General features: G+C 55.2%; 8 protein-coding genes and 1 pseudogene. All 9 read right to left on the bottom strand.

Annotated features, from left to right (window positions below; genetic code table 11):
- On the bottom strand, nucleotides 1-311 hold a 311-nt coding region (locus tag C476_RS19210), incomplete at its 3' end, for a hypothetical protein (RefSeq protein ID WP_206536894.1).
- A 325-nt stretch (nucleotides 312-636) separates the two neighbouring features.
- Nucleotides 637-894, bottom strand: a complete 258-nt coding sequence (locus C476_RS15140; protein ID WP_008014495.1) for a hypothetical protein — start codon at nucleotides 892-894, stop codon at nucleotides 637-639.
- Between the two features lie 116 nt (nucleotides 895-1,010).
- Nucleotides 1,011-2,285 (bottom strand): phage NrS-1 polymerase family protein, encoded by a 1,275-nt coding sequence (locus tag C476_RS15145; protein WP_049911936.1) that lies wholly within the window; start codon nucleotides 2,283-2,285, stop codon nucleotides 1,011-1,013.
- Nucleotides 2,286-2,652: 367 nt separating this feature from the next.
- Complete coding sequence (locus C476_RS15150; protein WP_008014498.1) at nucleotides 2,653-5,646, bottom strand: type IV secretory system conjugative DNA transfer family protein; 2,994 nt, start codon at nucleotides 5,644-5,646, stop codon at nucleotides 2,653-2,655.
- Nucleotides 5,647-5,689: 43 nt separating this feature from the next.
- The gene (locus C476_RS15155; RefSeq protein ID WP_008014500.1) at nucleotides 5,690-6,838 is read right to left on the bottom strand and encodes a hypothetical protein; all 1,149 of its coding nucleotides are present in this window, start codon (nucleotides 6,836-6,838) and stop codon (nucleotides 5,690-5,692) included.
- A complete protein-coding gene (locus C476_RS15160; protein ID WP_008014501.1) occupies nucleotides 6,831-10,220 on the bottom strand; it encodes a VirB4 family type IV secretion system protein in 3,390 nt (1,129 codons plus the stop codon). The genes C476_RS15155 and C476_RS15160 overlap by 8 nt, the downstream gene beginning before the upstream one ends.
- A 5-nt stretch (nucleotides 10,221-10,225) precedes the next feature.
- Nucleotides 10,226-11,431, bottom strand: coding sequence for a hypothetical protein (locus C476_RS15165; RefSeq protein WP_008014503.1), 1,206 nt, complete (start codon nucleotides 11,429-11,431; stop codon nucleotides 10,226-10,228).
- Complete coding sequence (locus C476_RS15170) at nucleotides 11,431-12,306, bottom strand: hypothetical protein (RefSeq protein ID WP_241430502.1); 876 nt, start codon at nucleotides 12,304-12,306, stop codon at nucleotides 11,431-11,433. Before C476_RS15170 ends, C476_RS15165 begins: the two co-directional genes overlap by 1 nt.
- Nucleotides 12,303-12,750 (bottom strand): annotated as a pseudogene (locus C476_RS15175) (hypothetical protein); the annotation flags it as partial. The gene C476_RS15170 and the pseudogene C476_RS15175, both read right to left, overlap by 4 nt.

A 12,750-nucleotide genomic window follows, 5' to 3' on the forward strand; every position in this document is an offset into this window, starting at 1 on the left:
ATCGTCTGCCCGAACTCGCCAGTAACCACTCGAAATGCAACGTCTTGATCGGCACCTATCTCACATGCAGCGCGTTCTCGATCGTTCAACGGTCGTGTTGCGACATGATTCCGAAAGAATGTACCCGACATCGACACCATTCCTGCAAGAAGGAGTACTGCAACAACGAGCTCGAGTAGTGATTTTCCAAAGATGAGCAGTTCGCCAGCAGCGAGCGATACGAGAACGCTGAATCCGACGACTGCAATCCGTGTAACCGCATCCACACGAGAGCTCTCTTCATCGAGAATACGCTGCACTTCTGCCAGCACATGTTGTGCTGAGTAAACGACATAGTGTACGAAAGCAGATNATCTGACATAGAGTGTACAACCGAGAAATACAGCTACCGAGAGCAGTATCCACGGTATCAGCTCGGCTGCTGATCTGCGCAGTGAATTCCGGTGGTTCGTCATTGAATCAGGCATGTGTTCGAGGAAACCAAATCTCGCTCGGTTGGAACATTGGTTTGTTTCCAGTCCACTTTTAGGGAGCCATAGAATATTATACACCCGATCTAGTATATCTTGATTTAATAAGCATAGAAGTGTTATTAATTCTAGAACGGTCAGTTCGTATCAACACTTCGCTGTAACTCTACGGCTGATAGTTCTTTGACCAGTGATAGATATTCCGTGTTAGGTAAAGTCCGACGACTATCGGGATGCTCACGGAGATTAAAAAGAGGAGGTTGTAAGTAAGCGAAAATGGTTCGAGATCCCCACCAACTACGACCTCTGGTTCTGCCAGCCACAGGTCGTAGCCAGTGGGGATGAACGCAAGCGTGAACAGTAGTACTAGCACGGCCGATATCTGTCCAAATCGATATTTCGCTCGACGCGTTATGTCACCCATTGATTACCAATCGAATTTAGTAGGATGAAAATTCTTCGGTGAGGTCTTATACTAACACATCGTGTGACCCTATCATACTTTACTCGGGATTGGAAAAAAGATCTACCCAACGACTGTTACTCGGAGCTCTCGCCGAATAATCGTCCCCACAGAGAGGCTGTCTCTGAAGCGGTGTCACAGTCAGACGCTGTGTCGACTTGTTCTTCTCGAGTTTGCTTGATCTCTCGGTTACGCTCTGCAAGTTCGGTTTTGAGATCCTCGATCGTTGCCTCGAGTTGCTCGATACGCTCAGTTTTCTGTTCGAGCGTGGCCTCAAGTTCGTCGACACGGTCAGTCAGCAGTCGATTCTTCTCGACCAGATACGCACGATTCCGATTCGGAGTCCGCTCTGATTTGTCACGGCTAGCAGTGGTCGACGGCTCGCTCGTTCTGGGTGTAGATTCGGTTGCCGTCTCTCGAGTATCAGGATCGTAGAACTCAGAGGTACTCGCAATCGCTCGTTCGACGGTCTTCTCGCCGTACGTAGAGCCGTCAGCGTAATGGACTTCATCCCATTTGTCTCGGAGCAGTCCCGATTGGCGGAAGAGCCGGTCTATCTGCTGCTGATCCCCACCGGTCCAGAACGCCAGCAAACAACACAGCGCCATGTCCGCCTCTGACTGACTCTCATAACCGGCAGTTGAGCCACGCCACAACCGCTCGAACTTCTCGCCGTTCGATGCGTTCCGTGCTCGCTCGAGCAGGTCCTCGTCCTCGAGATCAACGTCAGTATGGGCTACACTGCCCGTCGTTTCCGTCCCGTTCCTAGTGCGACGGTTCCCAGATTCGTGCTCTGGATCTGGGTCAGAGTCTTGGACGTATTCACGATGGATCGCGACCAGCGCGTCCTGCCGACGTGCAACGCGAGCCGGCGTGTCCTCGAGTCGAGCGCCGGTCACGGTGAAAAACCGAGCAGTGTCGTACAGTTCGATACTGCCACGGCGATTCCGCCCATCCGGGAGCTCTCCCTTGATGAGTACGTGGAACCCAGTACCCGACGGAGAGATCTCAGTATAGGAATCAAGGCGCTCGATGACATCCTGCGCTGTGTCGTCGACGTCGTCGCTTGCGGGATCTCGACAGTCATCCAGATCCACGCCGACGATGGGATCGTCGTCGGTAAAGACGAAGCCGATGCCATCGGCGTTCCCTGTGTCAGCGTACTCGAGGGCTGTCTCGAACGACGCCCATGTTTCGGGATCCGTCGATGACGCGAACGCACCACTCCCTGGCGTCACTGGTATCTTCGTCGGCTTCCCATCTCGAGGTTCTTCTTTCCAGCACACCCACTGGTCACGATCTCGCAAGTCTGCTGGGAGTACTGTTCTATCGAATGATGGTGTAGAACTCATTGGCAATACCCCCGAGGGGCACTTACTGAGTCCCTCGAACAAACTATATCAGAATATAGATAGAAGTGCCGATTCTGTGTATGGTGTGTAAGCTCCCTGTCCCCGCATCGTTCTGCGGATGGAACCCAGTGTATACTAGTTGGTTTTGGGTGGTGTTTTTGCGTGGACAGCATTCCCGTCATGCGATTCTGCGTGGACATAGGTGTCCATGCAGTTTCCGTGGATAGCCGATCTGCGTGGACAAGTGATGAAAATGCTCTATTTTGGCGGTATAAGCAGCTATGGCGACCAATGTCGAAAATTGAATTCCCTCGGCCAACGATCTCTTTTGAGACGTGATTACAGTATCTCATAGTTCTGATAATAGTCATTGATCAAGGAGTGAATACCCGTCTTGAGTCAGAGTCAGGCCGGTGTAGAACTGGACACGTTCCCCGTCCACTCTGGAGCGATCAACGTCGAAGTCAACGACATCCTGTAACTTCCGAGTGAACCAGCCCTTGGTTGTCCCATTAACATCCTGCTGCTCAGTCCAGATATCGTACGCCTGAAACAGATCATCCTGTGAGACTCTAGCCCCCTCGATCTGTCTGACATACATTGCCGCAAACGCTTCCACCCCATCTCCGGTTGGATCGATTTCGATCGACTCGTCCATTGCTGACGAATCAGAACTCGGTAATGCTGACGGCCCGTTCTGATCAGCATCAGAGACCGGGTTGTCAAATTGGGCTGACTCACCAGTCGGTCCAGTAGGCCACAACTCCTCGCGACCTGGGTTTGCGGGGAGCCAATATGTCTCACCAGACTGGAAAACCAGTGGGTCGCCATCGGGTGGTAGAATCAACACGACATAACTGTCATGCGAATAGTCTGCGTCTGGCAGGTCGACAGCAGGAATGAACGGTCGTTTGATCAGCGTCCAGTCCTGCTCAAAGTCGTCTTTGGAGTCGTATACATGGGTCTCTCCAGCCTGATAGACAGTATACTGGCCAGTTTCACGGTCATGGCTGTAATAGGCCGGAACACTGTCCTTCGAGAGTACTCCGTCATCAGGGACGCGAGCAAACTCTGTGTTCCCATCGGAAAGGACGTACTCACCGTTGTCGCGCGTCCAGACAGTCTGATTTGTCTCGGTCGTCCGTGGTCGAACCGCAGTGACGCCGCCGTGAGCCGTCGCACCACCGCCGAAGGTCACAACCTCGTCGCAATTATAGAACTGTTCAGTGCCGTCCGTTCGCTCTCGGAACGGCGGTGAGAGAATACTCTCGACTCGTGACGCCACTTGTGTCTCAGACTTACCAAGACGGACAACGAAGATCGGAATGCGGTCTTCCTCGTGAGCGCGTTTGAGATTCTGCAGAACCTTCGCCGGTCGGTCTGGCGTCGTTGTCTCAGCCTCGATGTTAAACACCACATCGTGATCTGGGTGCGTCGCAACTGCGTCAGGTTGCTCACTCCCATCTTGCTCGAGGATCTCGACACTGAACCCGCGTTCAGTGAGCGCTACCTCAGTATCCAGAAGCACTGCGTCGTGGCTGGTTCCACCAGCTGAGCCAACAGTGCCCGTCTTGGGCCGGACCAACTCTTCACCCTCGTCGGTGAGCCGAGCGACGATCTCATCGTTCCGCAGGTCGACCTCGATCAACCGCGAGGCATCGCGCACGTCCGGCAGGTCTTCGTATGCATAGTCAATCTCGGGCTCGGTTTTCTCGAGGCGAGCCACGAGTTCCTCGTCAACAGCCGTGACCTCGACCCAGCCATTTGCCTCTCGTGCACCCTCTCGAATTTGGACTGTGCGGAGAGCTTCTGCCATTGTCTCACCCAGTATCTTCGTCGGGTTGGCGGCTTCATTGGCGTCGCTGTAGATGAGGTTCTGGAGGATCTCTGCGTCCGTTAGCGGGTCAGTTCCGTAGCGCTCTAAGCTCTGTTCGATAAGATCGTCGACAGTCTCGGTTGACCGAAGCGGTGGATACGGCGGGAACGAGTTGATGAGGACCGGCTCAGAATAGCGCCCACCCTCGAGCGGAAGTTTCGTCCAGGCCTTGTACTGATCAGTTGAGATCAAATCCTCCGCCGTGTAACCCTGAAACCGCTTCATTAGCAGTTGGGCGTCGTCGACATCGTTGACCGAGAAGGCAAGAAGGTTATCACAGTTGTTCTGCATCGCTTTCAGCGTATCCTCATCGAACTGCGAGGGGTACTGGGAAGCGAGCGTCACCGATAGTCGCATCGAACGAGCACGGGCCAGCATCGACTCGATATCAAGATTGTCGCTAGCAATGTCGTCGAACTCGTCACACAGGACAAAATAGGGGTCTGGATCGGTATCGCGTTCGTACGACCGGTGCTGAATGGCACTCCAGAGGTTGCGCATCACACCGAGCGTGACCATCTTCTTGATATCTGTATTCTCGACGGGCGTTCGAACGATAACGATCCGATCGTTGTCGATGATGTCTCGGAAATCGATCGTACTCTCACGATGGGCAATGATCCGACGAATCACCGAATTCTCAACCCATGACTTGATCCGTTTCAGGAGGGGACGGATCGTCTCCTCCTCCATATTCGCAATCTCGAGGCAGAACTCCCTGATGTAGGGATCCTCAACGTCGAGGGCGAAGTCTTCGCGCCGCTCGGCGTTGAGCAACGTGAAGTACATGTCGATGATCGAGAACGGCTTCTCCGATTTCATCATCGCTCGAGCCATTGACTCGGTGATCGCCTCCATGTTGATGCCCCAGTAGTCGGAGGTGTCGAAGACCGCTTTCAGGTTCTCGACTCGGTTTTCGATCTCGTTCTCGAGTTCTTCGGTCGTCTCGCACTCGGGCACCTCAAGGAAGTTCATCCCGATCGTCTTCTCATGGGTGGTCGAACCGGGCTCAATCCAGACCACGTCCTCAAGTCGATGTTCAGGGAGTTTGCGCAGGAGCTCTCGAGAGTCTCGGCCTTTCGGATCGAAGTACGTGAAGCCATAGCCGGAGTAGGCCCACTGGACCATCATATTCAGTAGCGCTGTAGTTTTCCCGTAGCCAGTGGTGCCCGTAATCCAGATATGGCGGAAAAGCGAGTCAAAGCGGAGTGGAACTTCACGGAAGCCCCGCTGTGGGTCCTTATCGTAGCCGACCCAGAGTGGTGCAGACGGTGTCTCGACACCTGCCTCGAACATCTCGCGGACAAATGGTCCTGCAACAGTGCCCTCCTGAGCCGTTTCGGTGATAGCTTGCTTCCCTCCGATGGAACTGGTCTTCTGCTCATCGATATTGTATGTCTCGCCGAGTTGGGATTGGGGAGCCGGTGGTGAATCGAGCGGAGAGTCACCGTCACCAGTAGCTTGTGTCGCTGGCTCGGTCTCCATATCTTCTGTTGCCTCTTCGGATTTACTACGGTCAAAGAATCGATCAAACACCATCGTGTCCTCTGTTAGTAACGTTGTGTTCGGTGGAAGCGCTGCTACCGGTGGACTGTTCGTATTGGCCGAGATCGGCAGGGGCGCGATCACCACGTCGGGTATATCGCCAGTCGATATTCGGCGTCTCAATCTCTGCATTGGGGATGTGTGCGACGCCGGCGAGTTCGTCGACGGTCATAATCATGTGCCGGTCGATCCACTCGCGGTCACACATTCGCTGAACGAACTGTCGAAGCTGCGTGGCATGTTTGCGCTCTCGCCGATGCCAAACAGGGTTGTCGTTAAGGCCCTGTTCAGTGATCGCGTTGTAGTACTTCCTGAACATCCCCGCGACGCCACGAGCACGGGCCTCAGCCTCGTCTTGCTCGCTCGAGGCAGCAAGCACGCGAATGTTCACGTGGAACGCCTGCTGGCCACGTTGCTGTTCGATCGTTTTCGCGGCCTGTTTGTCCTTCTCGCTCGGCGGTCGCGTGCGGGGATTGAGCCAGCCGACGGATGTCCCCTGGCGAAGCGCGTGCGCGAGTTCATCGACGCTATTGTGCTTGAACCGGTCGCCGTCAGTCCACGACTGTTTCGCAGGTCGGAAGACAACCTGTGTAACGACTGTACTCTCGTCAAGCGACAGCATCTCGCTCGTAATCTCGCCGTAGGGATCAGTCTCGAAACCCTCGCTATTATGATGGCGAATCGGATAGTAAGGGATCTTCTCCATCTCGAGCCACGCGCCGGCAACATACTCGTCAGCGTCGATGACGGGGAACGCGTAGCCCTCCTCGACCGGGAAGACCTCACTGTTGGCGTAGTTGTTCCCAACACGCCGTCTGAATTTGTCCGCAGCTGCCTCGGTGGCAGCGTGCATGTGGAACTTGATTTTCCCTTCGTCGAACCAGACCTCGAACGAGTGATGGTCACTCGTATTCTTCCCACGGAAATTCGTCGTCACATCGTGGACTGACTGGAGAACACCCGCCCCATCCGCGATACCGTTGTTCTCTTTGTAGGGGCGGATCCGAAGCAGCGTGCCTGGCGTGTCCGCTTGCCGTTGGACAAACGAGTCGTGCTCTCCAAAGTCGAGTTGCGTCGCCTCGTACTGTGGCGACGAACCCAGGATTGTCTTGATTTGGTTGAACCTAGTCATAATCTTGCGTGTCAGGCTCGGTTTCAGTCGTATCCTGTGCAGTAGCTGATTCCCCACCATCAGGTCGGACAGACGATTTCTCACTGTCTGTCTCGAGGGAATGCTCGACGACCGCATCGAGAACCTCTTCTTTCGTGAGATCTGCCTCGAGAAGCCGAGTGGCCGCGTCTGCGCTGAGATCGAGACGGGTTGCAAGCGCGTTGCGCTGGGCTTCGTTCTCGACGAACTCTTCGAAAGCGAGCAACTCTGCTGGCTCGTCACGAATCGCCTGCTCAATGAAGGCCTGGTCCTCGGGCTCGTAGTCGATGACTCGTTTCTCGAAGTCGTCAGCAACGATATGCAGCGGGTACGTTCCGTGTTCTTCGACGCGAACGAGTGCCTGACTGTAGCCAAGGTCTTCGTTCCCGGCGTCGGCACCCCTGACGTACCGGCGCTGCTCTTCGGTTAGCCCGATCTTGTCCGCTGTCCGATCATCCAGTTCGGGGAGTTTGTGGAGGACTTTGATCGGGCACATGCCGATGATCTTCTCCGCCTGCTCAGTTTCGTAGAACTCCTGGGCCGTCTGAGAGAGTAACACCATCCGAAGCCCCGCATGGCGTTGGTGCCGGAATGCTGTCTCGAGGAAATCGAGGTTGGCCTGGTCCTCGAAGAGGTAGTGGGCTTCGTCGATTGCGAGTTCGACGTTTCGCTGAGTGTTTTTCGCCTGCTGGTAGATCGTCGACAGCAACAGTTGCATCAGGAACGTCTGGCGATCGATTCCCGAGGCACTGCCCTCGATCTGACCGAGGTCGATATAGACGACCTTGTTGTCGCCCTCGAGGATATCGATCTCGGAGTGATGTGAGAGGTTTTCGTAGGAGCCCCCCTCACGGAATGGCTGGAACGCAATCGCGAGGTCATNGTGATGTGAGAGGTTTTCGTAGGAGCCCCCCTCACGGAATGGCTGGAACGCAATCGCGAGGTCATCTGCATACTGTACGGCACGCTCGCGAGCGGAGTCAGATTTCGCGATATTATGCTCATCCGGGTTCTCGGCGATATCACAGAGGATCCGATGGACGTCCTGCATTGTCGGTGAATTCGCCGACGTGTGAGTCGAGACGTCGTCTTCAACGATCCCTGCTTGCCGATACGCCTCGTCAATGACGTACGAGAGGACGCCCGTCTCGGTTCCGAGTTCGATATCACGAGCGTTGAGGAAGTTCTCGAGGACGGCGTAGACCTCGTCTTTCTTCGCCGAAAGGGGAGAGATCCCGTCACCGGAATCAAGAACGTGCTGGGGCGTCTCGCGGATCTCGAGTGGATTGAGCTTCGTATCGCCACCGACAGTGATCGTCTTTGCGTTCAGTGCATCCGCGATCCCACGGAAGCCACCAACTGGATCAACGAGAACGAGCATCGTGTCGTTGCGGCGTTTCATCATCCGAAGGTGGCGCATGATGTCACCGAACGTCTTCCCAGCGCCCGGCATCCCGACGACGAGTTCACTGTGGCCCGTCTCGAGCGCCCATGGATTGATCCGAATCGGAGAGCCGTTGTGGCCGTGATAGCCGTACTCGATACCCTCATCCATCATCAGGTAGTTCGACGAGAACGGGAACATCGCGCCGACGGCTTGGTTGGTCAGCGTCGACATACGGTCACGGCCAAGTTCGTTCGCGCCAAGCGGTGACACTGTTGCGAGTCCGCGTTCCTGCCAGCGACTCGCGACCTTGAGCGTACAGTTCGCCGGCGCATCCTTGATGATCGACCGCAGGCGCGTCGTGTGATTATCGAGTTCCTGTTGGCTATCAGCGGCGAGGCGAATGAACACACCACCACGATAGAACGACGCTTTGTTCGCACGGACGAGCGACCGCATGTACTTCGCCTGATCGATGTCTTCCTGGAGATCCTCAGATTTGAGGCTATTCGAGTCGTGCTGGTTGATCTTTAAATCTGAGATCCAGTCAGCCATCATATCCTGAGCCGACTGGCTGTCGAACGGATCGAGGTGGATGCTGATGTCAGTCTGCAACTCCGTATCGAGCAACAGTCGCTCGAGAAGGCCATCCGGAGGTTCCTCAGGAAACTGTTCAATCCAGAACGTGCGAACGTACGTCTCGTCGTTGATCACGGCGTAAGTCGTCTCCCAGTCGACCGTCGACGGCGCAATTACCGACTGGTGCATCGTCGACGTATCTGGTAACCGAGCGTCAGTTCCGGTTGACGAGTCGTCGACAGCATCCTCGTCGATAGTGTCTTCACCACGATCGCTCGAGGTCGTGTCTGACGGACTACCACTGTCGTGCTCGGCCATCGCATCGAGGACGTCATCGGGATCAGGCGTTGCTGGGACACCGTCGCTTATCCCGTGGGAGACGACTGGGAACGTCCCGAGTGCGTTCGTGATATCGGCGTACTCTTCGGGACGGCACGTCCAGTACTCCTTCGTGATCCGAGCGAGGTCGTAGGCATCAACAGGGCTGACCGAACACCGATAGAGCGACGACCCACCACGGCGGAGTTGTGTGAGTCGTGACTCGAGGTGTTCTTCTTTGAATTGCTCTCGCTCGGCGTCGGTCAGATCGTCGGTTTGGAACCGACCGAAGAGCCGTCCAACAGCAGGAAGGTCAGCAAGATAGGCAAGGACACTGTCGTCCGTTTTATCGAAGTGCTCGATATCATCGTCGTTCACCGCAGTGATGAGGTAGTACTCGCGAATCGTGGTCGTCTCCGAGTCGATTTCGCCGTTGTCAGTCGTATTCGCTCCAACGTACTCCTCAAGAAGCCGTTTCAACACGGGACGTGAGCGGACGTCGGCGTCAGCGAGTCGATCCTGGTGGGCACGGACGATCTCGTCGTTATCGACCTCACGACTGGTGACGTAGATCTTCACTGGAAAGTCGACAGTCGAGTTGGCGAACTCCGAGAGCGACTGGACAGCCTTTGCCCACGCATCGTCGTCCTCGAGGGCCATGTTCGCGGGCTCGACCTTCATCGCCCCAACGAGTGCGCCATCCGTTCGTTCGATGGCATGCGGGTACACTCGCTGTAGGCGAGTCAGATACCGCACCTCGCTATTGTCCTCGCCACCGTGCGTGTATTCCTTGTTCTTGATCGCCCAGCTAAGACGGGCAGCGAGCCACTCAGTCAGCCACAGATATCGGGGCTTGACCTTATGGAGCAAGAACAGCAGCGTCGTAAGCATAAGCCCGAATCCCAGCACCGGGATCGTCAGTGCTGCCGGGACGAACGTCGCTGCAACGACCGTGACGAATGCCACTGCGAGAAACAGCATGAGCTCGCCAATCGTGTAGCCCCGGAAGAAGGCCGTTGTGCCACCCAGCGACTGATGGATCTTTCGCGCGGTATAGTCGTGATCAGGGGTGTTCGTACTCATCGGACTCACCACCGCGAGACCTTCTCTTTCGTGTTTTTGAGCCCACGCTTCGCTCGAGTCGATGCTTTCTGTGTGGCGTTGCGAGCGTCATCAGCGGCCTTATCGCGCATCTGTCCTGTCTTCGACTTCCGCAAGTTGTTGTAGCGGCCGGCGTGATCCTTCGTCGAGCGGGCCGAAGAGCCGAGCTTGTATGCTCTCGAATCGCCGGTCCCGAGTGTCGTCTGGCCGCTTTTCGTGACGGATCCAATCTGGTTCTCTGCGTATCCACGGTGGACGTTTCGGGCACCACGGACCGCTTTTCCAGAAGTGCGCTTTGCCTTTGCAGCCCCATATTTCGCCGCTGCAGGATTTGTCGCAGTGGCTCCTTTCTGGGCGATCGTCCGCATTGCAGGGCTACTCCAGTAGACCGTCATAACCATCGCGATAATCGCTGCAGGAATCAGTGCAAGTCCGACAAACACGGAGTAAATCCCTTCAAACGTAGTGTTCAGGTCAATTGCCCAGCCGATTCGAAATAAGACCGCTGCTGGAAGCCCCGCAAGCACCAGCCCTGGGTAGATCCCAGCGACACGACGTGCCATGTTGGATGCTGGAGTGAATGGCCAAATCTCGAGCGCCCAGAGAACACCCAACAATGGCATAACTGGTGTCAGGACAAGGATCCCAATTTCTCGGAAAGCAACAATAAATCCAGCTACGACGAGTGCCACATTGGACAATACGACCATCGCAAGAATGGCGAAGATTCCCCCCAGTGCTCCTTTGATCAGCCCCTCGAAATTTGCAGTCATATTGTCAATTGGAGCAATTGTCATTCCGACTGCGTCGATAAATTGCAACGGAATAGAGACTAGAGGGAACCAGACGAATGTCGCCATAAATACAAGCCCTAGCCGCCGCAGGAGTCGTTTCCGCCGATACTCGCTAATCGAGCCTGCCCGAAGCCCGATAAATGCGAAGGCAACGATTAGAATCATAATAGTCAGAGGCATCACATACTTCAGATAGACATCTTGGTATATACTAGCCCAAGGCTCATTATCTGGCGTTCCGATAACCATATATCCCGAATCAGATGTCGGTGCTGGAACACCAACGATCGGAGATAGGATACCCTCATAAATGGTGTTCATGAGTCCAAGGAGCATCTCTGTCATATCCTCGACGACATCCTCGATTGCTCCCTTGACCTCTTGTCTTAACCATGCCATCAGAGATCACCATTCTCCGACAAGGAGTCGTCTGAACCGTTATCGGTAATGGTGAGATCGCACGACTGCTCTGTACCTCCATATCTAATCTGTTGTGAATACGAGGGATTATCGCCAACTTGGACGATAGCCGTCACGGTTAGAGATTCAGTCCCAAGTTCTCCACAATCAACGGAGCTATGTGGACTCTCGGTTCGATAAATTCTCCCACCGGAATATACAGTGGTAGTCTCACCGGGCGGCAAGCGCGTTTCGTGGTAGTATGATTTTGTCTCAGTCGAAAGGAGATGATTGATTGGCGCTCCTGTCCATTGGGTTTCAGTGAGCAGCGACGGGATATTCCCCTTATTCTCAATCAAGACGGCTGCATTTTTGTCCCAGACAGGCGAATTCTTGTCCCACTCCATATCGGGGTTCTCCGCTGCCCACAGCACATCCGTAATCGCACACTCCGCCTCGAGCGTGAGTGTCGTCGTATCGACCTGCTCGTCTCCATCGAGAGCAACCAATTCGTAGTCCCCAGTGGGCACACTGTCCTCGTAGCGACCGAGAATTTCGAACGATGTCGTGGTCTCACCGGTCGCGAGACGCTGTTGATCGAACAACTCCCCGTTCGGATCGACAAGGTTGATGAACTCCACTGACGCATCATCGACAACCTCGATCTCGAGAGTTGCGTCACCCATCTCGACAGAAGTGAAGACGTCACTCCCTTCTGCACTAATTCCGTTGCCATCCGTACTGTTACTGCTGTTTGATGGATCTGTGGACGTCCCCGACGTACAGCCGGCAAAGGCAGCTGTACTCACACCAAGGCTAGCAAGGACTGCTCGGCGAGCGATACCACCGTCGTCGAGATTGGTATTTTCTGTCATTGATGATCTCGTAGTCCAAGGACCGCACCGTCAGTCAGGTAGTCAAAACCGTAGACAGCCAGCGCAACCGGGAGGAACCAGAGCAGCGTTACGAGGAACAGCTGGACAAGCTTCTGGAACTTGGGGTAGTTCGGGGGAACCGTCACCCGATCCTCGGCTGCTGAGTACAACTGATTGGCACGCCACCAGTCTGCGGGAACGTACTGCCCATCGATGAACGACGACGGCCGCTTCTCGAGTTCAAGCACAGCCATTCCGCTCGCGTTCAGCGCAGCCGATTGATTGCCGATGTCGACTCGCCCAGTCGTGACCGGGTCACCGGTCGTTGTCTCCGTGACGGTTGCCTGAACAAGCGTTCCCGACGAGTCTGCCTCGAGAACCGTCAACTCGAGAGTGGTGTCACGAACGGTTCCGTTGTCGGTGACCGAAATCGTCTCTGACTGG

This window comes from Natrinema limicola JCM 13563, from assembly GCF_000337475.1.
Classification (GTDB): domain Archaea; phylum Halobacteriota; class Halobacteria; order Halobacteriales; family Natrialbaceae; genus Natrinema; species Natrinema limicola.